This window comes from Myxosarcina sp. GI1 (genome assembly GCF_000756305.1).
GTDB lineage: Bacteria > Cyanobacteriota > Cyanobacteriia > Cyanobacteriales > Xenococcaceae > Myxosarcina.
Genome location: NZ_JRFE01000052.1, coordinates 76,206 through 100,394, shown reverse-complemented (window position 1 = coordinate 100,394; position 24,189 = coordinate 76,206). Strand labels below are relative to the sequence as shown.

The window sequence follows — 24,189 nt, the reverse complement described above, 5'->3', positions numbered from 1 at the left end:
TTTATCACAAAAAACGTATGCAACTGTAATCTTTTTGAAATATACTGGAGTAGGCAAACTTGATGCTTTTAAGTAAGTAACAAGTAAGTAAGAAATACCCAGTTATGAAAAACAAAATAATTAGCGAACAAATTTTAAATGATGGGAGCTATTCACTTCCTAAGCTGTTAGCAGATACTAACGATCGTCTTAAATCAATTGGTAAGAGAGGGAAAACAGCAACTATCAAAGTTAGCGGTCAAAACTTAGCTGCTCAATTTAATTATGAAAAACAGCAACAAAAAGGATTAAATCTTAGATACAACCAAAAAGGCCTTGAAGAAGCAGAAAGATATTGTAGGTTAATTACTTCTCATCTTTTGGCTAATACCTTTACCTGGGATTGGTTTGAGGGATTGATAGGGAAAAAACAGGTTGTAAAGACTGAAAAAGTTACGGGAGCGATCGCCATTGCCACTTACAAAAATTTTTATTTAAAAGAAAATGCTGGTTTACGGTATCCCATGCAAAGTTACTATCGTAGCTATCGACATATTGAAACAGTACTAAGCAGTTTTGAGTCTCAAATTACCGTAACTCAGATTAAATCTATTATTCATCTGACAGAAAATAACAGTTACAATCGAACGTATTGTCTAAATGGCTTGATTAATTTCTTAGATTATTTTCAAATCAATGAATTTGACAGTCTTATCGCTAGATACCGCAAAAATAACAACCCCAAGCCAAAAACTAAGTACATTCCTAGCGATATTGAAATAGTTAATATTTGGGAAAACAAGCTTACTAAATATCGTTTGAAAAAAGGTAAAAACGCAATGCGTTGTAAACAATGGGTATTTATCTATTGTTTACTAGCGGTTTATGGTTTGCGAGTGCATGAGGTGTGGAATATTGCTAACTGGGATACTTCAGTAATTTTTAAAAATGGTGATTGGTTGGCAATTGGTGACGATGAATTAGAAATTGACAATTCTGTTGTAGTTCCGTCAATACTCGATCCAAATAATGACAATAAATTATTGGCGATCAAACATGAAACAAAAACAGGTTATCGAATAGCGTTTCCTCTATCGCCAATTGGTGAGAATTGGTTAGAAAAGTTTGGATTACTCAAACCGTTAGAACTACCCGACATTAATAATCCTTTAGTCAAGGACAATAAAAAGGGTCATGGTGGTTATCCCTGTAGTCATATGTGCGCTCAATTTTTCAGACTGAGAAAATTACCATTTACTCCCCATGCTTTACGTCATGCCTACAACCATAGAGCGCATAACTTAGGCTATAACCCCAAAGATATTGCTAATAGCTTGGGACATCAAATTAGTACAAATATCTCTACCTATCTAAAACATGAGTCTATTAGTGAAAAGGTTAGAACCGCCAAGCTAGCGGCGGAAAATGCTAAAGCTAAGCAAGATGAATTAACTAAATTAAGACTGGAGAATAAACAGCTAAAAGCAGAAAATGAACGGTTAAAGACTTTATTTAAGATGCATCAAGCAATAACAGATAAATAAAAAAATAACTCTCAATATTGCCCGTTGAGAGTTACCAAATTTTGTTTTTAACTTCTAGCACCAATATTTTAACTAATGCGATCGCCCTACAAAGAGCGATCGCGTTTTTTATTAGAATGGGATGCCTCGATCTATTAACGCTTCGTTAAATCGATCTATTTGTTCGTTAGTTAATACCTCTAAAGTTTTCAAGTAAATCATATACGGTAGACTCAAGCCATTTTCAACCTGATTAATACTAGGCTTGCTAGATTCATTTTCTATTAAATCCAAATAATCACCTAAAAGCCGATATGTTTCTAATAAAGTATCATCTTTTACTTCTAACAGATTTATGCGTATAACTGCTTTTAAAAAAGTATCTTGAATCATTTTCAATATGGTATTTCGTCTATGTCATTTTGTTCTGTTTTTTGTTCGATATCTAACGCATTTAAAACACTAGATTTTAAATCTTCAAAACATTCATGAGGTATATCGTTATCATCTAGCTCTATAGACATCTCTACTGTTTCTGACTGATAGTTCCCTAAGTTCTTTATACGCTTATAAGTGATAATTTTATATTGCATTTTTGCTCGACAAATTGAATTTAGATTATCATAATATGAATATGTTTATTAGTAAAGAACTATGGCAGATTTAACATTACAACAAAGGTTTGGATCTTCAGTATCTTTTGATGAAACTACTAAAATATTGTCAATTGATTTAAACAATCTTACCGATACAGGAGATATAACTACAGGAAAAGGATTAACAGTAACTGGTATTAATGCTAATACCATAGACGCAAACGCTACTAAGATTTTATGGACGTTATTATTACTATCCCAACAGAATCAACCAACAGATAATAATGACGAAACAGTAGGGTTATATATTACTAATGAAGGTAAGCGTAATGTTACTAGAAATAGTGTTTCTCAGTTTGGTTATCGTTTGGTTGCTACAGCATATAAAAACGATACTCTAGGCACAACTTTAGATCCTGATGAGATTAGTTAATGGGTAACTTTCACTGCATACCAGAATCATGTGGCAAGGTGGTTTATCGTGAGTATTTACCACCTGTTATTAGATGGAAGTATCCAAATGAAGACTGGCAAGAAATAGAAGGTGATGATTATGCGATCGAACAAGAAAAAGGAAAATGTCCTACTGCTTATATACTTAAATGGCGTTTTAGAGCGAGTCCTACGCGAGACTGGATTATTTATCAAACAGGGGATAGTAGTTTTTATCCGCCATTTGAAGATTTGCAGTTTATTTTTGACGATCGTAGCGGTGGAATTGTTACAGGTTTTCCGTTACTTTCCGCTAGCTATCCAAAAAGTAGAGGAAATGGTTTATGGTATTTTAAATATTCTTGGCGCGAAAACGGAACATCAAAAAGAACTTTTGCTCAACAATTCCAATCAAGTCTCTTTCAACTAGAAGGCACGTCTGAATTCATAAGTTTTGAACGATTAGATGGAGAATTAGATAACTGTGGCAATTGTATTTTTACGGTTTATAAAAACGAGCAAATTGTTTACCAAGAAACACGTGATGTATGTCCAAAAGTAGAAAAAATAGACTCGCGGTTGTCTGATGTTTATAAAGAAGTAAGAGTAGATAAATTGTCTTATTTAGAAGGGATAGAAGTGGTTAATTATGCTAAAGATATTTTGGCAGTTACTAATAACTTTAAAAGCGATATTCCTTCTTGGTGTCTCAATATTTACTCGACATCTTTACAACCAAGTATTATCCCTTTAGAAGCAATTAAATATTTAGATGCTAGATATATCGCTCAAATATGTTCGCCGCCTACCTTACCGCCGCCTAGTTACGAAGTAATTTGCAATTGTGATAGCTGTGAATCATGCCCCGATGGTACTTGCCCTGTAGAATGCGGCGGTAAAATTTGCTGTTACAACGATTTGGGAGTAAGCATTAAAGAAATACCTCTTAGTAATTACTGTGGTTAGTTATGGCAAACTGCGAAAATTTATGTACCGCCGCAAAATGTGCGGAATTAGAGAGACGAATAAATGAATTAGAAAGTCTTATTAATAATCATTTATCCCTCGCTGTTCCCCAAGCACATCAATTTAATTCCAGTGTTAACGTCAATGCAGATCTAAGCGATCGCAGTTTGAGAATACAGGTAGAGGTAGAGGATATTGGCGTTAATGCCGATACGGTAACTTTGCCTTTCGTTACCCAGGATGAATTTAACGATCACGTAAACCAAGATATTCCTACAGCGCATGACTACAAACCATTTGTTGCTGTAGATTTTTTTAATGAGAGCGGCGTATTAGTTGTCAGTGTTGATGGGGAATCGGACTCTGACGTAATTAATGTAAATAACGAAACGGATGTTTTTGTAGATGTTTTTCCCCAAGATGATTACTCGGTTATTAAAGTAACCGTCAATGGTTCGAGCGATGAAGATTATTTTCAACTACCAGATCCAACAATTGAGGTACAGAACGAACTTAAATTTACAGGTACTAATGATTACGGATCGCAATTAACTTCTACAGTTACCGTAAACGGTCAACAGGCAAGCGATAGCGTAACTATTGATGTAACTAGCGATGTTGAATTATCGGGTAGCAGAAGAGGTAACGGGTTCGATCTAACTGTCAGAGTAGATGACGGACAAGATACCATTTTTATTCCTGACTATATAGGCGGTGGTTACGATGTCGATTTGAGTGCCTATGCTACTAAAGCAGAATTAAATGCACATACTAATACTGGTTTGAGCGGATCGCATCCAAACGATTTAGATTTACAAATTGGCATGAGTTTTGTAGAAGACGATCTTAGAGTTTGCGTAGAGATAGAAGGATTATTAAGTAATTGCGGTCAAATAAATTTAAGTGGTTTTTTAGGACAAGATATCGATATGGAATTATTACTTCAAATATTGGCTAATACCGATCGCATTTATAAAATACTTGGCGGCGACTTATGGGGCAATCCTGACAGTGAAGACATCTCATTAAAAATAAAGCCCGAAGAATATATAAGAACTATTGGCAAGGCACAATATAAAACCGATGTTGACGAGGGTAAAGAGTTAACTATTACTAGTTTGGTACAGTTGCTCGGTGCATTTTCCAGCGTTGATTACTTTAGATCTGGTCTTCATAGATTGCCAGCAACAACGTTCAATTCTCTTATTAATACCGAACAAGGCAACCAGGAATTAAAAATATACGATACTCTATCCTTTCAAGAATGGATTATTAGAAACATCGATGCTTTAGCTGGTGAATATCCACTGGAAATTAAATCTAAAGCTAAAGATTCTAATAATAGGGATGTCGAGCAAACTATTACTTTTGCCAACAACGCCGAAGCATTAGCAGAAATTACCGCGTTAATTATTGGCTTAGTTCAAGATACTGACGATACTCTTAACGCTAGTCTCAGAACTATGGCGGAAGCTAGGGCGGCGGCTAATGCGGCGATAGTAGCCGTAGACTATGCGGCGGCGAACGCTGAATACTTAGGGTACAAGGGTAAGGAAAAAAGTAAAGAAGTCAATCTTAGTTTTACTCCTGGTGCTAAGACATTGAGAGATACATTTAAACCTAGTACCCAAAAAATAATTAGCTGGATCAATCAAGATAAAGAGACATTAGTCGAACTAGTCAAACGTACTTTAATCGGGGCGGAAATTATTAAAGCAGCTAACTATATTCCCTGGAAACCAGGACAAAAATTTACGGGCGATACGATCAGAGAGAAACGCGACGAACAGCGAACCGAGAATGATGCTAAGTGGCAAGAATTTGTTAATCGCACTAATAACCCTACAGGACGCTATAAGGTTAATAAACCAGAGGCTAAGATTAAGGACAATACAGTTAATAAAAACAACCAGAAATGAAGTTAACTACTGTTATTTTCAAACGCGATAGTTTGGCTAGTAATATTACTCGCAATTTGTTAGGCGAACGGGTAATAAATTTAGCTGAAGATTTGAGCAAAAAAGAAGGTAACAGTAATATATTTTCCCGTGTTTTTAGTTTTGGTAAAAAGTTACTAGGGTTTGCGGTTAGTTCTTTATTAACCTTTGGTGGCTGGTCGCTTACAGCTATCTGGGATTTTGCGATCGAAGCTTATTACGAAATTATTTACTTTGACTGGAATCAAACTGACGCTGAAATTAGAAATCAATTAAGAAGTAATGACACCATAATTAGCGGTGCTTTGGGGCGGTTAACTGGTACGGGATTAGTTTGGTTAACTGGTATTGCTGTTAGCGCTGGTTTATCGTTTAAATTCCCTGTTTTAGCTGGCAGAGTAGCCTTAAAACTGGCAGAAGAGGGCGGTTATGAGTTACGAGCGGCACTGACTAACTTCATCCTTACCGCTCGCAACGTAGCAGTACAAAACTTTTTGCTGATTGGCTTGTTAGATATTCGCAGTTTAAAGCGACTGAACCAACAACCAGTAACAACCGAGCGTAAACCATGGACCATTGCCGATAAGGTAGAGGAAAAGGTAAACAGTATTACTAATGCCAAGTTAAAAGCATTTGTTAATGGTTTATTAGACTCGGTAGAAGATTCAATTATTGAGATGGGATACGTTATAGCCTATACCCTGGATGACTATTACGAATCTCAGCGCATAGCTCAACAGGAATTGTTAGGACAAGAAAGAAGTATAGTTATTACTCCCGATACCAGAGTGGAAGGGGAACAGTTTGTACTAGAGTCACCACAAGAGCTAGTTATTGCCGATACCCAACAGTTAATTAACCAGCATCAATTGATATATAACCGCGATGTCGGTCAAATAACGGGTAGCTATGAAGAAGACTATATACATCCATCGCCGCAACGAAGAAAGCTAAGAGTAGTATTTAAATCAGCTAATAAACCACCTTGGAAAAACCCAGATGGCAGTAGAGCTAAAGAAATTAAATTAGTTATCCCAAATGTTAAATATTCTCTTACCTGGGAAAAGCTTAAAGGTGGTATTCCTAGATTTACCTGGGGTAAATATCGAGTTACAGCATATTTAACTAATGGAAGACAAATGGTTGTTTATGGCGGCTCTTATGCAGAAGCAAAACAACAGTTAAATACTATGATGCTACTTTCAACGGCTGCTATTACTAATTACACTCAAGGCGAAGATACACAAACCGCTTTATGGAGACGCAAAGAGCCTACAATCGTTTACCCTGCATATGCCAAGTTAATAGAAGGTGATGTTAAACCCAACGGCGAACTGCGAAGTAAAAAGACAGAATCGCAACGTATTGTACTTTGGACAGATCGAAAACCTGTAGACTTACCGTCAAGTTTTTAACACTACAATTATAAATTCTTAACTACTGTCACAGACAAACGACTTTAGCACTACCTATAGAAAGTTTCGATACTGCAAATGGCTCAACACCTTTTGTACTATGGGTTTACACGGATGCAAAAAGTTTGTGCGATCGCTATAAAGGTAGTTGTAACCAATAATAATTTTTAGTTATTACTATGGCGGTCAAAGAAGATTTAACATTCGAGGAATTGAACACGGCTCTAGGCGTTGACGCTTTTTCTCTTTCTGGATCTGATATTGTAGTATCCGTTTCGGCAATTACGGGAGACACTTATACTGCATTAACCGATGAGGGAACGATCGAATTTCTCTACAAGTTACGCAGTGCTTGCACTACGGCACAAGATACAGCTAACGAAGGATTAACCGCAGGGGAACAGTTAGACTCATTCCCTGGTTTTTCTTATTCTCCACCTGCCGATGGCTATGTAACCGTTACGCAATCTCATACGGTACAGATTCCTTTAGATACTGCAACCGTTAAAGGTACAAACGTATAGGAGGTTAAGACATGGCAAGACGTAGAGGCGAACGAATACCCGTATATGTAAGTATGGGTGAACTTAAATATGGTTTTCAGACCAACCAAAAAATACATGATGCTTATAAAGATGCATTAGGACAAACTGGCTACGCTGGTGCGGTTGGTGTTTTTTTTGGTGCTAATAGTCCCAAACCATTTAGAGCGGCTAAAGAGTTTGGTAACGATCTTATTAGCAGTTATTGTTCCAGCAATAAAGTTAGTAGTCTTAAAAAAAATGGTTGGTCGGTCACTCGTAAGGGGTCGATTAGAGGTCTTAAACTTAGCGGCAAGACTAGAACCGTATATGTTCAAATGCCTGGAGGTTGGAATTATGCCTGGAATATTACGGCGGCTGAAGCAAAATTGTCTAGTACTCTAGGTTTTACTGTTGCTGACAGTGCAGACGATCTAGTATGGGGCGTTAATTCTCCTAAACCGCCTAGAGCTTATAAAAAAGAAGCTGATGGTGTTGTTTCAACGTTTATCGCTCCCAAGCAGTCAGTGTTTGATAAAGCTTCCAATGAAGGATGGTCGATTACTAACAACACAGTAGGGGTAGTAGCAGAAAGTTAATGTCTGATATTCTCTACCTTCCTGGCGATCCAGGTTTTAATGAAACGCTACTAACACCACGTCCAGATTGGCGACACGTAGCCGCTAAGGATGGTGATACATATGCGTTTGTCTTTGAACCTGGATCGGGTATTGCTAGACCTGTTACCCAAACAGAACTAGACGAATACTTAGAAGGTGGGGAATATGACGAGCGGTTAGACGAGATAGAAGCTGATGACCTGGCGTAATTTGGCGGCGGTAGTTACTACTAAGCAGTGGCAATATACCCAACCTGTTACGGGTAACGTCATTCGGATACGACATTTAATCAATGGTGGTATTGGTAACGCACCCTATGGCTTTAAGGGTGCGATCGCTTTAGCTTACAACTACGGTAATTTAATCGAACTCAGTCAATATCGTTCGATTTATCCTTCTACTCAAACCTTTATTTATAGCTTTGACAATTTTTTTAGCAATCGCGAGGCAAGGATAGCTATTCGAGGACAGCGAAAGTATTATTCTGCTCCCAACTGGATTGTTTATGTTGATAGTTGGATGTCTACAGAGCGACCAAAACTAGAAGATATCGATCTAAAACTAAGTGCTATATCGTCAAATATTGCTTTAATTGCCAGCAATTTAGACGTAGATCCCCATGAATTAAAAAATGCTTACATCATAAGGATTAATATTGGCGGTGGCGATTATACCGATATTAACGGCGATCGCTGGATAGGACGAGAATTGCCTATTTACGAAGGTAATTATAGAACTCACAATCCAATTGCCGATCCCGATTCATATTTATTTGAATCGAGTTTAAATGCTTTAGAAGCTGGCTATATAGACTCTAATGCTCCCGACGGAAGGTATCAAATAAGTTTTTATGCTCAAGAATGGTATCGAAACGATCCTACTACTCGGTTTATTGACATATATATCAATGAAGTTTTAGTAGAAGAAGGATTGAATATTTGGACAGAAGCAGGGGGGCAATATAAACCATTAATCAAAACTTATACGGTAGAGATTGAAGGTGGTTTGAGAGTAAGAGCGGTAGGACAAAACGACAAACCAATAATTATTTGTGCTTTAGCAATAATTCAAATAGCTTAAAAATAGACGATGTTTAATTATGCTTTTACCTAGTGGATTTAATGTAGAGAAGCGAACGCCTATCTATGATGGCTCGCATTTTACCTGGGGTGAAGCTACTAAAAATTTATCCCGTCCCATAGAAGACTTAGTGATTGACGGCAAGTTTATTCAAAGTACATATGACATTGAAGCTTCAATTATTAGAACGGCAAAAAGTTTAGACGCGATCAGAAGTTTGCTTGGCAACCGTCCGATACATATCAATTCCTGGTATCGTCCCGTTAAAGTTAATGTTGCTGTTGGCGGTAGTAAATATTCACGTCATCAATATGGTGATGCTGTAGATATACGTTCTAATTACTATTCTCCACAACAAATATATAAAGTCTTACATTCGGTTCATATTGGCGGTATAGGTCGTTATTACAACTTTATTCACATTGACTGGAGAGGTAGTAAAGCGAGGTGGTACGCATGAAATTTTATAGCGAACTCGGATATAGCCCGATGGGGTTTTTATTAGGTATTTCATTAATTATTCTCTCTAGCGGTGCGACTTATTCTATGGTGCGGTCTAGAGAAGTAGAACTTAAAGGTGCTGGAATATCTTTACAGGTAGTAAACAGACTTAAAGAAGTACAGGAAACTAACCAGGAACTAGAAGAGACGATCGACCAAATCAAGCAAACAAGACAGATTAGCAGTATGACGATCGATCGCTTGGATAACACTATCAAACGCAACCAGGAAAAGCTAGAGTCTACCAGTCAAGATATATCCGAGACAATCGATGAATTGACTAATGAACAATCAAAAGGAATGTCAGAGGCACAATGAAATATATCGCGTGTACCGTCGCTTACATCATCGTCCCTGGGATTTTAAATATTGCCCTGATTATGATGCTTACGTATTTATGGGTAACTCTTTTGTTTACCGCATTCAGACAATTGAACCAATAGAAATTGTTTACCAGTCTAAAAACCGTAAAACTGATATTTGGCTAGACGGTAATAGGTTAGTTAAGCCAACAAGGGTAGAAATAGTACATTAATTACATCCATAACCACAGTTTTGACACCATTCTAAATAACCAGTTCCCTGGCAGTCTTCACAAATTTGTATTTCACTATCCCAGAATGGATCGTCATCCTTGATATATCCTTCATTGCAGTCAATGACTTGGCATTGTTGCCAAACTAAATAATAACCACACTTAGGACATTCTGTTTCTGATTTTTGTACGTCATCTATCATTGTTATTTTTGGTAGTAATCATTAGTTATTAAGGATTAAATAAAGCTATTTTTCCAAGTAATAAATAGTTTTACCTATTTGTACTCGCTCAAATTCATGTAGCTTTCGTTCCTCATATTTCTTAGTACCTGGAATTTTAACCATTATGTGAGGTTTGATTATTTTTCCCACTTCAAAACAAACATTATCTTTATCAAAAACAAATTCTATTTTGCTCTTAAAAGCTTCAGTTAGCGTAATACTCTTATGCGGCAATAACGGATCATTTAAACCGCTTAGTGAGGCAAAGTTAGGCAAATGGTTAGGCAAACGGTTAGGCTGCAACCCAGAGGGGGGGGGGCGGTGAGGCAAAGTTAGGCAAATTGCCTAACTCACTATCAGATGAATTTTCGCTAGTTTGTTGAGAATTTTCACTTTCTTGTTGCGAAAGCAAATTTTTAATATATTCTTGAACTTCTAAAGCTTGAAATCTCGTTAACTTTTTAAGATAAAGTTTGATAAATTCGATCTCAGAGTAATATAATGTATTTGCCTCACTTTGCCTAACCGTCATATTTTCCAATGCTTTCAGCCTAACCGTTTGCCTAACCGATCTAATTAAGCGAATACCCATAATAACCGCTTTATTTTTAATATCTCCTGTAGTACTTGTTTTCTTGTCAATCTGAGGAAAAATATCTTTTAACTTGCTATAAAGCAATCGACTAGCTTTAACATAGTCATCACCTTTTCTAATAGGCGGTTGCCAATAATTCTTACCGTCTTGACGTTCTAAAATGTCATTATCCATGTACCATTGCTTTAACTGTTCCCAGATATCCTGTACATAAACTTGCCCGTTTGGATCGGGAACTAGCCCGATATCTTCTACAAATTCCCACAGGTGATTAGATTGCTTTTTTATAGTTTCTAAAGCATCTTCAGTGCAACTGTAATCTATTCCTTCAGTTACTAAAGATTTCAAAGCAGCAAGTATGTAATTTAACAACGATGGTGCAATTTCATTATTCAAAAATTCTGGATCGTATCTAAACCTTGGATCGGCTTCTAACTGGTTTAATTCTGGTTTAGCATCCTTACAGTAGGTCTTATTAAAGCTAAGAACCGCGTAACGTCTCTTAATAGCTTCCAAACCAGCGTTAATTAATGGTGCTTCATTGACGTTAAAGAGAAAAACGCTATTTACTTCGACTTCATAAGCTGGTAAATTTTTCTCTTCGATTACAATCTCTTCACTGGTTACGGCTTGTTTGAGAATTTGTAAATTATCTAGAGAGACATAACTACTATTTTCGCTAGCCCAACAGATACGAGAGGTAGCTAACCTGGCTACGTTGAATTTTCTACCCTTGTCATATTCCTGAAAGTCAGACAGGCTAATTTGTGTCATGCTATCGCGTAAAATAGCCGCTACAGATTGCCATAAGCTATCTTTACCATTGCTACCAGTTCCTTGTAGCAGTAAAGCTTTAATGTCTCCTGAATAATACTTTCTAACCGTTTTGAGATCTAAAGACGCGGCAATAATTTTTAGAAAAATATCTCGCTGCGGTTTATCTAAAGCAGCTAACAAGCGATCGCACATTGTTGGATCGGCATCTTGGTTATATTCAACATCCGAGCAGTAAGTAAAATATCTTTTTGGATCGTGTGGTTTTAGCTCGATATGGGGAACTTTACCCAACCAATTAATTACTACTACCCCATTCTTACAGTTAATCCCAGGAGGGTTGATTTTACTCGGATCGACGGCATTAATAACCATTGCCCATTTATAAATCTCTTCTACTTTGCTAGTAGTAGCTAACCCGTACCGATAACCGCCGCCGCGTTTGGGTAATGGAGTACTCTGACACCATAAAGCGATCCTTTTCTTTTCTTCAAATTCCGATACTCGCTCGTAATGGCTACCATTCCACTTATATAAATGTTGGTTTATCGAAATATAGCTACGTTCCCCATACAATGCGGCGTAAGCTTTCTGAGTAAAGTTATCTTCCGTTTCTTCAATCCTGGGAGCTTCAGTTTTATCTAGCTCTAATGGTTCGTAAGTTATTGCCGCAATAATTTGCTCGGCGGTAGCTTTATCTCGAACGATCCAGTCGTAAATATCTAGCCCATTATTTTTGGGTAATTTTTGCCAGAAAAAATCGCTCGGTGGAGCAAACAACCAAGCGATCGGCACATTGTAAGAGACTAAGAAATCGCTAACTTTAGTCATTTTATTTATACCTGGGATATCGCGATCGGGGCATAATACTACTCTTTTAGCTCCCTCAAGATCCTTAACGTGTTCCTCTCTAAATTTTCCAGGTCTAATTGTTGTAGCTGGCAATCCTAGCTCCCAAAGTTTATTTACTGCCTTTTCACCTTCTACTAAGAAAATATATTGTTCCTTCCGAGCGATCGCGTCTCTAACATCTTGGTAACGATAAATTGGCACGTCTGAGGGATTGCAGTTATTTAAATGTTCGTGCCAGCAATTGCCGTCATAGTGTTCCTGTTTAAAATCTTTCTTGCCGTTCCCGTCGTCAATCCTGGTTATTTTGATTAGCTCGTTACCTTGGCGATCTGGGTAATGGTAAACAATCGTTCCTTTGGGATTAATTACTTTTTTCTCGGTTATGGGAGCTAAATAATAATGTCCGTTGTCATCTTGTTGGCTTGTCTGTTCCCAATTTTCTGCTATGGTTGCCGTTCCCTCGGTAACTCTCGGGCATACCGATAATTCACCTAACCTGTAGCACCAGTCAGGTTTACCACAATGTACACAGGGATTAGTTTTTGAGACTCTATCGAATTTACCGTCATTATTGCTGTAAAATTGATTCATGTTAGTGCGACAAATGAATAACATCTTCAAAAGGCAGTCCCCAAAACTGTCTTTTGTGCGTTTTGGGACATTATCCATTATTTGTGTTACCAACGTTTACCGATACAGTATTTATACCGATCGCTTAATGTGAAATATTTAGCGATCGCTGTTCCTAAAAGTAAGTAACTACCAAGTAAATACTTTTTGTAGTTGCGATCGCCAAGAATCTATTATTTTGAGTCTAAATTAACAGTCATATAAGTAAGTAGTAAGTAAAAAAGGTCTTTCTCCTACGGATTAAAGGCTAAAGATACTGACTTCACGTTGATAGGCAAAATTCATCCCGTTTATCACAAGAAGCGTCTACAATATTTTACCAAACCAGAAAATCCCGATCCAATTCTTGCTAAAAAAATGCAGGAATTGATTGGCGGTCCTTTTGGCGAAATGACTGTAATGATGCAATATTTCTTTCAAGGTTGGAACTGTCGAGGTCCCGCAAAATACAAAGATATGATGCTCGATATTGCCACCGAAGAAATCGGACATATCGAGATGCTAGCAACTACCATTGCTCATCTTTTAGATAATGCGCCCATAGAACAACAGGAACAAGCTGTCAAAGACCCCATCATGGAAGGTGTTATGGGCGGCATGAAAGCCGAAGATGTAATTATGGCTAGCATGAACCCCCAACACGCTACCGTTACTGGCGGTGGTGCGCTACCAGCAGACAGTATGGGCTATCCCTGGAACGGTCGCTATGTAATCGCTTCTGGTAACTTAATGGCTGATTTTTATTCTAACGTTCAGGCAGAAGCTCAGGGTCGTTTACAGGCAGTAAGAATGTACGAAATGGCTAAAGATCCAGGAGTTAAAGATACTTTAGCTTATATGATTGCTCGCGACACCATGCACCAAAACCAGTGGGTAGCAGCAATTGAAGAACTTAAAGCCGACGGCTTAGAAAGTCTACCCATTCCTAGTTCTTTCCCCCAAGAACAAGAAAAACAACACGCCTCTTATCAATTCTGGAATCTATCTGAAGGAACCGAGAGTAAAGAAGGACGTTGGGCAAAAGGAACTGCTCCCGATGGTAAAGGAGAATTTGAATATCTCGAAAATCCTGAAGGGGAGTCAGAAATGCCAGATCCTCCAGCCCCCGATCCTCGATTCCACAGTACGGGGAAACAGTAAAAAATCTGTTAATTATTAGCTCTTAGCTATGAGCTTGACAGCTTACAAGTTAATAGCGAGAGCGACAACACAAATCGGGATAAAAATCTCTCGACAATTTTACTCGCTCGAATAGTTCAACATCCAGACACACAATAGAGGTATAAATTATGCAACGTAACTGTGCGTTAGCTTTAGGCATTATTTTTCTACTTTTGGGCATAACTGGGTTTATCCCTGGCTTAGTCGCATTGCCACCCGAAAGCTTAGACGCTGGTGGTATTTCTTTAAATGCGGATAGCTTTTATGCCAAAGGCTTTGGCTATTTGTTCGCTGCATTTCCGATTAATTTGATGCATAATATCGTTCATCTTTTAGTTGGAGCGTTAGGTATTGCAGCAGCGACTACAGGAAACGCCAAACTTTATAATCGCGGCTTTGCGATCGCCTATATTGGAATTGCCCTTATGGGTCTAATTCCCCTAACTAAAACTACTTTTGGCATTATGCCCATCTTTGGTAACAATGTTTGGTTTAATGCTTTATCGGGTGTAATTGCTGGTTACTATGGCTTCTTAGGTAGAGAAACCACAACTACAGAACTTAATGCTTAATTAAATAAGGCGATCGCTTTACCAGATCTTTATCTCTAAAGAGCGATCGCCACTTAATTTGCAAATTACAGGTTATTCTGCGTCAACGACAAAAATGTCTCGGCTCGTCGGTTAATATTAATACTCAGCCTTCAGAGCGCAATGATAATCAAACTCCAGCAAGCAAAAATAATAAAGCGAAATTGCTACACAGATTTTATAGTTCATCTAATATTTTGCCAAACAAGAAAAATTATTACATCTTGCTGACAATGTTTTGAATAATTCGTACGCCAGTTATTGCCTGCCAGCTAAATAACCCTAAAACGCCAATATTTATAGCAAAATGAACATTTCGCGCCCACATACTACCTTTTTGCATCAACGGTGAGAGGGAAGCGGAAGTAACAACTAAGCTGACTATAATTAGTCCGATAATTAAGTGTGAGCCAAAAAAGATCTTGCCATTATTAAGATAAGTAACAGCCATTGCCACAAAAGCACCGATTGTGATGAGTGCTAACAGTATCGAGCCGATTTGATAGTGCCTGATGTTATAACGATCTTTAATTAGTTTTTTTTTGGTTTCACCCTCTACGCTTCTAATTTGTCGAATTTTTAAACCTAAATATAAAGCATAAATTGTCATTGCTAGTAACACCCACATTAAAACGGGATGAATAAATTGCGACCAAACTTTAATTGATTCGGGAATTGCTATATTCATAATCTGTAAGTGATAAATTGCTTTAACTAAAAAAAGGATTAAAGCCAAGCTGATGCCTCAGCAGCTATTCCTCTAGATAGAAGCGTCTCAACAAGAGTATTAAAGACAATTAGAAATAACGAGACTATTAGCATAGGAGAAGAAAGATTATCAGTCAACTTTTCCCCCAAACAGCCCCAACTCAAAATTTGTCACTGACGCAAATTATTCAAAAGACCAAAGAAATTGCCGATTTTGCAGCAGCCAATGCGGATAAGCTAGATAAACAAGCTATCTTTCCCGTCGAAGAATTTCAGCATTTTGCAGTAACAGGTTTGTTGACTGCTCCTTTGAGCCGTCATTGGAGTGGGCTGGGGTTGGGTTTTGAAACGGGTCACACTGAGAAGTTATTACTGCTTCTCAAAGAAATTGGTCGTGGAAACCTGGTTGTAGGGCGTATTTATGAAGGTCACGTCAATGCTTTACAGCTAATCCAAACTTTTGGTACACCAGAACAGATAGAGTCCTATGCTGCCGATGCCAAACAACACAAAATATTCGGTGTTTGGAATGCCGAAGCCGAAGACGGAGTAAAGATTATTCCTTTAGATAACAGAAAGTATCGATTAGAAGGTAGTAAAACTTTTTGTACGGGCTGTGGTTATGTCGAGCGTCCATTTGTCAACGGTAAATTGCCCGATGGCGGATGGCAAATGTGTATTGTGGCGATGGAGAAAGCTAAAACAGTAGTAGATTCAGACTGGTGGCAACCATCGGGAATGCGGGCTACTGTTAGCTACAAAGTTGACTTTACCGGCGTAGAAATAGAACAGCAATCTTTAATCGGTCAACCTGGAGACTATTTTCGTCAACCTTGGTTGAGCGGTGGCGTAATTCGCTTTGCTGCGGTACAGCTTGGCGGTGCAGAAGCTTTATTTGATGCTACTCGCCAATATTTACAAAAGCTCGATCGCTGCGATCATCCTCACCAACAAGAACGTTTGGGTAAAATGGCGATCGCTATTGAAAGCGGTAAGCTCTGGCTTCAGAGGGCAGCGCGGTTAGTCGATAACTATGCCCCTGTATTTGGCGGATATCCCCAGGATAACCACGAACAAGCTACAAAACTAGTAGCTTATGCCAATATGGTGCGAACGGCGATCGAACAAATTTGTCTGGATACAATTCAGTTAAGTCAACGCTCGATTGGAACTTTAGGGTTACTCCCTCCCGAACCAATGGAGCGTCTGATTAGAGACTTGAGCTTGTATCTGCGACAACCCGCTTTTGATACGGCTATTACTAATGTCGGACAATATGTGCTTTCTAAAACTGACCTCGCTAGAGAGCTTTGGGAGTTGTGAAGGCGATTTGTCAAATTGATAAATTAAGCAAACAAGCAAGACAAACTATATATTTTCAATCCTGCTGTCTATTTCTTTCCTAATATGACTGCTATAGTTAATCGCTCTCTGTTTGACGAGCCAGAATCTCTACCCTTGTTGAGTATACAAACACTAGTCAATCTTGATTCATCTGGTTGTGTCTTAATTGTCGCTCCCCATCCCGATGATGAAGCTCTTGGCTGTGGAGGAGCGATCGCTTTACTGCGTCAATTGGATCTATCCGTAAATGTATTAGTTGTTAGCGATGGCACCAAATCCCATCCTAACTCCCAAACCTATCCTCCTCCAGCTTTGAAAAAACTTAGGGAACGGGAAAGTTTGGCGGCGCTAAAAATTTTAGGAGTAGAATCCAAAGCGGTTACTTTTTGGGGGCTGCCCGATGGTGCGGTAAATACTTATAAAGCATCTCAAGAGGCGATCGCACATTGTTATAATTTTCTGACTGCTTTAGCCCCATCAATGATTTTCTTGCCTTGGCGTAAAGATCCTCATGCCGACCATCGTGCCAGCTGGCAAATATTTACAACAGCGAGTCAAAGATTACCTAAACCGCCACAACTAATTGAATATCCCATCTGGGATTGGGATAGACAGCAAAGAGGCAGTTTTACCGAGTCGCTAAAGGCTTGGCGTTTGGATATTAGTAGCGTCCTGGAATTAAAACTACGGGCGATCGCTCAATATCGCTCTCAAATCAGCGATTTGATTGATGACGATCCTCAAGGGTTTCGACTCACACCTCAGATACTGCAAAATTTTACTCGACCCTGGGAAATATATTTACAAAGTCAATGAATAAGCCGAAAAATTCTTTACCGCCAAGTTATTTTGAACAAATGTATCGCAAAAATTCCGATCCCTGGGATTTTGAAACTAGCGATTACGAAGCCCAAAAATATCAAACCACGATTAAAGCTTTACCCAAAACTCATTACCATAATGCCTTAGAAATAGGAGGCTCGATTGGGGTACTTACTGCTTTACTGGCACCATACTGTGACTCGTTACTTTCGATAGACGTTTCCCAAACCGCACAACAACAAGCGATCGCTCGGTGTAAAGATTTATCTCAGGTACGCTTTGAGATTGCCCAAGTACCTCAAGTTTATCCCGATGAAATGTTCGATCTAACTCTGCTATCAGAGGTAGGCTACTATCTAAACTGGGACGATCTAAAAAAAACCCAACGATTGATTATCGAACATCTCCATGTAGGAGGACATCTGCTGCTAGTTCACTGGACGCTGTTTGCTAAAGATTATCCTCTTACAGGTGATGAAGTTCACAATTTTTTTGGGCAGCTTACTGGCACCCATTTAAAACATTTACATGGACTGCGGCGAGAGCAATATCGGCTTGATTTGTTCGAGCGCGTTTAAAGATAAAGATTCAAACTGCTTTAATGGCGAATGGCTACTAAAACCAGAAGCTATAGTGCGTAAGTCGGCAATTGCTTTTTGAATCGTTACTTTTTGCCAGTTGCGCTCTAGCTCGTCATTGTCTTGCTGATAAAGCCCAATTTGCTCCACTAACAAACCGAAAGTTGGCGATCGCCAGATCGATTCTTCTAATAAATTGCTAGCTATGTCTAGTTTTGGAGCGATAATTAAAAGCTCTACCGAAGAAGTTTTGCCTTCTCGAACCTTTTGCCACAGACAGCGTAGCTGACGACGCAGACAAAAACGTGCTTGAAGCAATTCGGCAGATTCAACTAACATCGGTTGGTGTTTGTAAGCCATCATTTTCAATTGAGACAGTCGATCTGCAAGTCCAGCTTTAGCTTTTCCTATAACTCTGGCACTAGTAGCTACTCTTACTTTGGGACTATGGCGAAAATGAGCATCAACACGCTTTAAAGCTTTATATAAAGCGACATCTTCTGAAGAACGCCAGGGCGGTAATCCTCCTACCTTGGCATACATTCGAGCGGTTACAGCCAAACTCGCACCAAAATGCTGATGATGTCGTGGCAAGCATTCGTAAGAATCTGGATCTAAAATAGTTTCAAGTTGCGCGACTAAGTATTGATAGCCAACATAACGCAAAAAATACAGCCTCGTAGCTCGCTCTAAAGCTAATCTTTCTTTACGCTCCGTAATAATGCGACCGCCTACAGCATCAATTCCACTGTTGATTTCTTGCATAATTGCGGCGATCCAAGTAGAAGAAACGCGCGTATCTCCATCGGTAGAGGCAATAATACCTGTGTCGCGTCCGATAAACTTCAATCGTCTGTAGGCTTCATCCATCAAAAGCTTTCGTACCCAACCGATATGTGCGCGATCGCTATTTAAAGTCATCTCAACGATATGAAGGACTAAATCGGGATGAGTTTGAGCAAAGTTTCTAGCAATTTCTGTTGAATTATCCGAACAGTTGTTAGCCAAAACAATAATTTCGTAACAGTTTTTATTTAAAGGTTTAGCCTGAAAATCGATTTGATTTGTTAATGCTAATAGCGTTGCTTCAAGACTTTTTGCTTCATCGCGCACGGGGACAATTACGCAAGCTTGGCAGCTTACAAGTGGTAGTTGGCTGACTAACGGTTTTAGATTGGCATCATAATCCATTCGCTCCGTTTTTAGCACGGGAAAAACTTCCGAAACGGTTTTTAACATTTAATTATTTAAAAATGTAAATGTGTAGTAAAGTATTTACATTTTTACTAATTTAAATACTGACTTTCTTCTTTACAAAGATAGAATTCAAAAAATAAACTTTGTTAAAATACTATGCAAATAAGTAGATGTTTTTTGTCTTTTTGGTGTTTAAATAGGAGGAATAAATACAAAACTTAAAAGACGATTGCATTTTTGCTACTATCAACCGCTAATTATTTTTGAATTATTTTTGGTAATAGCTAAAAATTTAATTGCCGTTACTGATTTGTATTAAATTGTGTCGCGACCCTGCTGCGTTTTTGGAGCAGTAGTTCTCTTCTTTTTGATAAAGTTCTTACTAAAGAAAGATTTGCTATTGACTTTAGTTTTGCTTTAATGAAATCAAGAATTTGTTTGATTATCTGTAAATAGTAAATTTAAACTCCCTTTTTTACTAAAAATAAAAGTTTAGCAGTCTAATATACTAAACACCAAAACTTTGATGACTTCAATAAGTTTGATGAAATTGGTGTTTAAAAAAAGTCGGCTCAAATTGAGTTGCAATTGCCAATTTTTTCAAAATTAAAACATTATAAATATTTAAATAAAATTGCTCGATAGATAATTTAGCACTTAGTAAAATAGAGGTATTAACTATGCAACGCAAATGTGCGCTAGGCTTGGGGATTTTCTTCCTAATTATTGGAGTTGCAGGATTTTTTCCCAATCTTCTAACCTTACCAACAGAAAAATACGATACTTATTATGTTTATCGTGCTGGTGATATTTACTCTCAAGGATTTGGCTTTCTCTTTGGCTTATTTCCCACCAATCTACTTCATAACCTAATCCATATAACTGTGGGCTTATTCGGCATTGCTGCTGCTGCAACAGGAGATGGAGCGAGATTTTACAATCGCAGTTTTGCTATTAGCTACGCTTTAATAGCGATTATGGGTTTGTTGCCAATAACTCAAAGTTTTTTTGGTACGATGCCAATTTTTGGTAACAATGTCTGGTTGAATGCCCTATCAAGCGCGATCGCTGGGTACTTTGGTTTTGTTTCTAAGTGGGTTATACCTAATTACTAAATGTGAGTTCGATAAATACGAAATTTTAAAAACTGAAAACTCAGAAAGTAAAGACAATTATTCCTAAATATTAGAGATTGTCTGGCTTCTGGTTCTTCTGTACCGTGAAGCTGAAAGCCTACGCAATAAAAGAGGAGCGACTCGGTGACAGAAATATCAAACGAAATTATGAATGGTGATGGCGAGCAAAAATACGAAAACAGCGAACCATTACTCGTCGGTACAAATACTACCTTAGATTATGATGCATCTGAAAATAACAACCTGACTTATGATACAGAAACCCAACCTCTAGCAGTAGGTACAAATTTAACAATCGACATTACTTACGCTGAAGCTCAATTATTAGAAGAGCAGTTAGGAATTAACCTCGATGGTTCTGATAATTATCTCGGCTCTAACATTACAGTTATTGATGGCGATCGCGACTGGCTTGAGAGGATAGATAATAATCCCCTTTATAGCGGAGAGATGTCTTCACCCACCGCCGAAAGAGCCGATGACAACTATAGCTGGGATTTGGAAGGAGCCGTTACAAGTCCTGCCAATGGCAACAATGAAGAGGAATTGGCAACTGGAGTCAACTTTACGAGCGATAGCAACGAACCTCTACTTGTCGGTACGAACATTACCTTTGTCATCGAAGAAGATATTAATGGCAACGGCGAAACTTCTACTGAAGAAAGCCTATCCGAGCGAGACGGAGCAACGCCTTTTGCGCTCGGTACAAATTTGCTGCTAGAGTTGCCCGATGATGACGGACAGCAAGACAATTATCTCGGTACAAACTTATCTACTATCGGTGACGAAAGTGAGACTCAAACCACTGCAATGGAAGGAGATTCTCTTGGAAGCGGTATGATGCCTACTGAAGAAGGCAACTCTACGTTCAGCGATAATGATGATTACGCTTGGGACTTCAACGGGCAATTCGATCGCTTTACCACCGATAATAGCGGAGGTATGGGTGAGGATATCGATCCCGATGCTTTATTTGCAGCATCTCCCTGGGGTGCTTTAGAAGAAACAGGAGCAGTTGATGGTTTCGAGGATGTCTTTCCTAATGCTGCTGGCGAGATTGAAAACAATCTTTTTGCTAGCGGCTTTGGCGGTGGAGAGATTTAGCGTCAACTTTTATATATTTGTGTGGGGACGTTCCAAAAAACGTCTTTACATTTAGAGCAGTTGCTTTAGGTAGAAGGTTATTTGCTCTATTCGTTAGTCGCATCTCTAGATTGAGATTTTGATTCGCCAAAAACTAATACTTGTAGTATCGAACCCAAAAACCAGAATGCACCAGCAACCAAAATAATTAAAAACAAAGGTGCAAAGCCAGCAAATGGAGCTAGCACCAACATTAACAATAGTCCAAAAGCAATAATTCTCAACCAGAAAGTATTCATTTTTTATTATTTGCAGTTTAATCTTATTTATTCAAAGTAGCAGTGATAATTATTAAGTTTGCATTTCTGGCGAGTGAATTTATTATCTTTCTAAAGATAGATTTAACCGCTTCGCAGTAGCTCTTAGCTTACGGCTTAAAGCTTTTTTAAATTAATTCCTCTGCCCTTTTCCTGAAACTCTACAACAGTTTTTTCTGATAATTCGTGAACCGTCATTTGCTGTAAAATCGAAAGAGGGATGGTAAGATGGTGCGCTCCTGCTCTCAAAGTAGCGGCAGCTTCTTCAGAAGATTTAAGACTGGCGGCGAGAATTTTGGTATTGCTACCTTCTAAAATCTCTGACATTTCTCTAACCAACGCCAAACCGTCTCCTAAAAATCTTGTCGCTCGGTTTACGTAAGCGATCGCATATTTTGCCCCTGCTTCTGCTGCAATTGCTGTTTGTGCAGCACTGTAGATAGCCGTCACCGCACAGGGAATGTCTGAGGATAAATAAGCTGTTACTTGAAAGCCCAAAGCTGTTGCAGGGATTTTAAGTACCGTCTTCTCGCCAATTATTTCTCTAGCCTTTGTACCTTCTATCACCATGCCGTCAAAGTCAGTAGCGCAGAGTTGGTAATATAGTTCTCCAGGACAAATTGCAGCTAACTGCTTGAGAGTAGCTTCGGGGGTTAAATCGCTTTTTGCCAGTAAAGTTGGATTGGTGGTAATGCCTTTTATCCAACCCAAGCTAACGGCTATTTTTGCTTCTTCTACAATTGCCGAATCGAGATAAATCATATTGCTGTTAGTTAAAATGGCTTGCCACAAATTTTAGTTTAAATTGCGCTGCAAAAACTAAGGGCGATCGGAGAACGAGCGAAACGTGTAATACTAATTTATTGTGGGAATTTCCCGATCTGTTGCTAAACCAGCAGCAAGCACGTAAGCGGACAAAGTTTTAAATAATGAGTAAACAGCGAGTTTTATCTGGAATTCAGTCTACTGGTAAGTTACATTTGGGTAATTATTTAGGTGCGATCGCCAATTGGGTAGAAATTCAACACCACTACGAAAACTTTTTCTTTTTTGCCGACCTACACGCTATTACCGTTCCCCACGATCCTAAAGTTCTGGCAGCTAATACCTACAACATGGCTGCGATCTATTTAGCTTGCGGTATAGATCTAGATTGCTCGACAATTTTTGTGCAGTCTCACGTTAGCGCACACAGCGAACTTACCTGGTTGCTCAACTGCGTTACGCCCTTAAACTGGTTGGAGAGAATGATTCAATTTAAGGAAAAAGCTCTCAAACAAGGAGAAAATGTGGGAGTAGGCTTGTTAGATTATCCTGTCTTGATGGCAGCAGATATTTTACTCTACGATGCCGATAAAGTACCAGTAGGAGAAGACCAAAAACAGCATTTAGAATTGACCAGAGATATTGCAGGTAGAATCAACGATAAATTTGGCAAGAAAAAAGAACCGATTTTAAAAGTGCCAGATCCTTTAATTCGTTCTGAAGGTGCGAGGGTAATGAGTTTGGCAGACGGTACGAAAAAAATGTCTAAATCCGATCCTTCAGAATTAAGCCGTATTGAAATTCTCGATCCTCCCGATGTTATTAAAAGAAAAATTAAAAAATGTAAAACCGATCCCATAAAAGGATTGACCTTTGACGATCCAGAACGCCCAGAATGTCACAATTTACTTAGCCTGTATCAGCTTTTATCGGGAAAAACCAAAGCCGAAGTAGCTGCCGAATGCCAGGATATGGGATGGGGGCAGTTTAAGCCATTGCTTGCCGAAACTACAATTGAAGCTTTGCGACCCATACAAGAAAAGTATGGTGAAATTATGGATAATAAAGATTATCTAGACTCTGTATTGCGGGATGGTGCGGCTAAAGCTGCTTCAGTTGCCAATCAAACTCTAGCTAGAGTCAAAGACGCTTTAGGTTATTTACCACCTTTGTAAAGTGCCATATTTACAGTAGATGGTGAGTGCATTAAAGAAGATAGAAACTCAATAATTAATAACTGATATAAAATTTCCTAAGAAAGTGCGATCGCAACTATTAGCCATCATTAGATTTAATACCGCAATAATT

At 38.5% G+C, this 24,189-nt stretch carries 29 protein-coding genes; 20 read left to right on the top strand and 9 right to left on the bottom strand.

The window, feature by feature from the left end; translation table 11 throughout:
- Positions 1-104: 104 nt before the first annotated feature.
- Positions 105-1,523 carry a hypothetical protein gene (locus KV40_RS27860; protein WP_036488042.1) on the top strand — a complete coding sequence of 473 codons (1,419 nt, stop codon included), beginning with the start codon at positions 105-107 and terminating at the stop codon, positions 1,521-1,523.
- A gap of 111 nt (positions 1,524-1,634) precedes the next feature.
- Here the strand turns inward: KV40_RS27860 and KV40_RS27855 are convergent, their stop codons facing one another.
- The gene (locus KV40_RS27855) at positions 1,635-1,895 is read right to left on the bottom strand and encodes a hypothetical protein (protein ID WP_036488040.1); all 261 of its coding nucleotides are present in this window, start codon (positions 1,893-1,895) and stop codon (positions 1,635-1,637) included.
- A 2-nt stretch (positions 1,896-1,897) separates the two neighbouring features.
- Positions 1,898-2,095, bottom strand: a complete 198-nt coding sequence (locus KV40_RS27850; protein WP_036488038.1) for a hypothetical protein — start codon at positions 2,093-2,095, stop codon at positions 1,898-1,900.
- 61 nt (positions 2,096-2,156) lie between these two features.
- On the opposite strand from KV40_RS27850, the gene KV40_RS27845 reads away from it, so the two are divergent.
- From KV40_RS27845 to KV40_RS27795, 11 genes are all read left to right on the top strand, one after another.
- Positions 2,157-2,531 carry a hypothetical protein gene (locus tag KV40_RS27845; protein ID WP_036488036.1) on the top strand — a complete coding sequence of 125 codons (375 nt, stop codon included), beginning with the start codon at positions 2,157-2,159 and terminating at the stop codon, positions 2,529-2,531.
- Complete coding sequence (locus tag KV40_RS27840) at positions 2,531-3,496, top strand: hypothetical protein (protein ID WP_036488034.1); 966 nt, start codon at positions 2,531-2,533, stop codon at positions 3,494-3,496. Before KV40_RS27845 ends, KV40_RS27840 begins: the two co-directional genes overlap by 1 nt.
- Before the next feature lie 2 nt (positions 3,497-3,498).
- Entirely contained in the window at positions 3,499-5,415 is a 1,917-nt protein-coding gene (locus KV40_RS27835; protein WP_036488033.1) for a hypothetical protein, read from the top strand.
- Complete coding sequence (locus KV40_RS27830; RefSeq protein ID WP_036488031.1) at positions 5,412-6,848, top strand: hypothetical protein; 1,437 nt, start codon at positions 5,412-5,414, stop codon at positions 6,846-6,848. The genes KV40_RS27835 and KV40_RS27830 overlap by 4 nt, the downstream gene beginning before the upstream one ends.
- A gap of 179 nt (positions 6,849-7,027) precedes the next feature.
- Positions 7,028-7,372, top strand: a complete 345-nt coding sequence (locus KV40_RS27825) for a hypothetical protein (protein ID WP_036488030.1) — start codon at positions 7,028-7,030, stop codon at positions 7,370-7,372.
- A gap of 11 nt (positions 7,373-7,383) precedes the next feature.
- Entirely contained in the window at positions 7,384-7,968 is a 585-nt protein-coding gene (locus tag KV40_RS27820) for a hypothetical protein (RefSeq protein WP_052056020.1), read from the top strand.
- Positions 7,968-8,198, top strand: coding sequence for a hypothetical protein (locus KV40_RS27815; protein WP_036488028.1), 231 nt, complete (start codon positions 7,968-7,970; stop codon positions 8,196-8,198). The genes KV40_RS27820 and KV40_RS27815 overlap by 1 nt, the downstream gene beginning before the upstream one ends.
- Entirely contained in the window at positions 8,185-9,069 is an 885-nt protein-coding gene (locus KV40_RS27810) for a malectin domain-containing carbohydrate-binding protein (RefSeq protein ID WP_036488027.1), read from the top strand. The genes KV40_RS27815 and KV40_RS27810 overlap by 14 nt, the downstream gene beginning before the upstream one ends.
- A gap of 19 nt (positions 9,070-9,088) precedes the next feature.
- The gene (locus KV40_RS27805) at positions 9,089-9,529 is read left to right on the top strand and encodes a D-Ala-D-Ala carboxypeptidase family metallohydrolase (RefSeq protein WP_036488026.1); all 441 of its coding nucleotides are present in this window, start codon (positions 9,089-9,091) and stop codon (positions 9,527-9,529) included.
- Positions 9,526-9,888, top strand: coding sequence for a hypothetical protein (locus KV40_RS27800; RefSeq protein WP_036488025.1), 363 nt, complete (start codon positions 9,526-9,528; stop codon positions 9,886-9,888). The genes KV40_RS27805 and KV40_RS27800 overlap by 4 nt, the downstream gene beginning before the upstream one ends.
- Entirely contained in the window at positions 9,854-10,105 is a 252-nt protein-coding gene (locus KV40_RS27795) for a hypothetical protein (RefSeq protein ID WP_156114215.1), read from the top strand. Before KV40_RS27800 ends, KV40_RS27795 begins: the two co-directional genes overlap by 35 nt.
- Here KV40_RS27795 and KV40_RS27790 read toward each other — a convergent pair.
- From KV40_RS27790 to KV40_RS32710, 3 genes are read right to left on the bottom strand one after another with little or no spacing between them, the layout of a single operon-like run.
- Positions 10,102-10,308 carry a hypothetical protein gene (locus KV40_RS27790; protein ID WP_036488023.1) on the bottom strand — a complete coding sequence of 69 codons (207 nt, stop codon included), beginning with the start codon at positions 10,306-10,308 and terminating at the stop codon, positions 10,102-10,104. The genes KV40_RS27795 and KV40_RS27790 overlap by 4 nt on opposite strands.
- A gap of 45 nt (positions 10,309-10,353) precedes the next feature.
- Positions 10,354-10,617, bottom strand: coding sequence for a hypothetical protein (locus tag KV40_RS27785; RefSeq protein WP_156114214.1), 264 nt, complete (start codon positions 10,615-10,617; stop codon positions 10,354-10,356).
- A gap of 4 nt (positions 10,618-10,621) precedes the next feature.
- A complete protein-coding gene (locus KV40_RS32710; protein WP_052056019.1) occupies positions 10,622-13,141 on the bottom strand; it encodes a DUF5906 domain-containing protein in 2,520 nt (839 codons plus the stop codon).
- Between the two features lie 309 nt (positions 13,142-13,450).
- Here KV40_RS32710 and KV40_RS27775 point away from each other — a divergent pair, with 309 nt between their 5' ends.
- Positions 13,451-14,320 carry a manganese catalase family protein gene (locus KV40_RS27775; RefSeq protein WP_371260846.1) on the top strand — a complete coding sequence of 290 codons (870 nt, stop codon included), beginning with the start codon at positions 13,451-13,453 and terminating at the stop codon, positions 14,318-14,320.
- Positions 14,321-14,469: 149 nt separating this feature from the next.
- Positions 14,470-14,913, top strand: a complete 444-nt coding sequence (locus KV40_RS27770; RefSeq protein WP_036488021.1) for a DUF4383 domain-containing protein — start codon at positions 14,470-14,472, stop codon at positions 14,911-14,913.
- Between the two features lie 235 nt (positions 14,914-15,148).
- Here KV40_RS27770 and KV40_RS27765 read toward each other — a convergent pair whose 3' ends face one another.
- On the bottom strand, positions 15,149-15,619 hold the full coding sequence (locus KV40_RS27765; protein WP_036488075.1) for a DUF4079 domain-containing protein: 471 nt from the start codon (positions 15,617-15,619) through the stop codon (positions 15,149-15,151).
- Between the two features lie 188 nt (positions 15,620-15,807).
- On the opposite strand from KV40_RS27765, the gene KV40_RS27760 reads away from it, so the two are divergent.
- The 3 genes from KV40_RS27760 to KV40_RS27750 all read left to right on the top strand — a co-directional run bounded on the left by KV40_RS27760 (position 15,808) and on the right by KV40_RS27750 (position 18,383).
- Positions 15,808-16,962 (top strand): acyl-CoA dehydrogenase family protein, encoded by a 1,155-nt coding sequence (locus KV40_RS27760; protein ID WP_216595753.1) that lies wholly within the window; start codon positions 15,808-15,810, stop codon positions 16,960-16,962.
- A gap of 84 nt (positions 16,963-17,046) precedes the next feature.
- Entirely contained in the window at positions 17,047-17,799 is a 753-nt protein-coding gene (locus KV40_RS27755; protein ID WP_036488018.1) for a PIG-L deacetylase family protein, read from the top strand.
- Positions 17,796-18,383, top strand: coding sequence for a class I SAM-dependent methyltransferase (locus KV40_RS27750; RefSeq protein ID WP_036488015.1), 588 nt, complete (start codon positions 17,796-17,798; stop codon positions 18,381-18,383). The genes KV40_RS27755 and KV40_RS27750 overlap by 4 nt, the downstream gene beginning before the upstream one ends.
- On the opposite strand, the gene KV40_RS27745 is transcribed toward KV40_RS27750, so the two are convergent.
- Entirely contained in the window at positions 18,330-19,622 is a 1,293-nt protein-coding gene (locus KV40_RS27745; protein WP_072013925.1) for a glycosyltransferase family 2 protein, read from the bottom strand. The two genes, KV40_RS27750 and KV40_RS27745, sit on opposite strands and share 54 nt — an antisense overlap.
- 638 nt (positions 19,623-20,260) lie before the next feature.
- Between KV40_RS27745 and KV40_RS27740 the strand changes: the two genes are divergently transcribed.
- Positions 20,261-20,695, top strand: coding sequence for a DUF4383 domain-containing protein (locus KV40_RS27740; protein WP_156114213.1), 435 nt, complete (start codon positions 20,261-20,263; stop codon positions 20,693-20,695).
- Between the two features lie 144 nt (positions 20,696-20,839).
- Complete coding sequence (locus KV40_RS27735; protein ID WP_156114212.1) at positions 20,840-21,820, top strand: hypothetical protein; 981 nt, start codon at positions 20,840-20,842, stop codon at positions 21,818-21,820.
- Between the two features lie 86 nt (positions 21,821-21,906).
- Here the strand turns inward: KV40_RS27735 and KV40_RS27730 are convergent, their stop codons facing one another.
- Positions 21,907-22,098 carry a hypothetical protein gene (locus KV40_RS27730; RefSeq protein WP_036488006.1) on the bottom strand — a complete coding sequence of 64 codons (192 nt, stop codon included), beginning with the start codon at positions 22,096-22,098 and terminating at the stop codon, positions 21,907-21,909.
- Between the two features lie 135 nt (positions 22,099-22,233).
- Positions 22,234-22,878, bottom strand: coding sequence for a transaldolase family protein (locus KV40_RS27725; protein ID WP_036488070.1), 645 nt, complete (start codon positions 22,876-22,878; stop codon positions 22,234-22,236).
- A 167-nt stretch (positions 22,879-23,045) separates the two neighbouring features.
- Here KV40_RS27725 and trpS point away from each other — a divergent pair, with 167 nt between their 5' ends.
- The gene (gene trpS / locus KV40_RS27720) at positions 23,046-24,056 is read left to right on the top strand and encodes a tryptophan--tRNA ligase (RefSeq protein ID WP_036488003.1); all 1,011 of its coding nucleotides are present in this window, start codon (positions 23,046-23,048) and stop codon (positions 24,054-24,056) included.
- Positions 24,057-24,189: the final 133 nt, after the last annotated feature.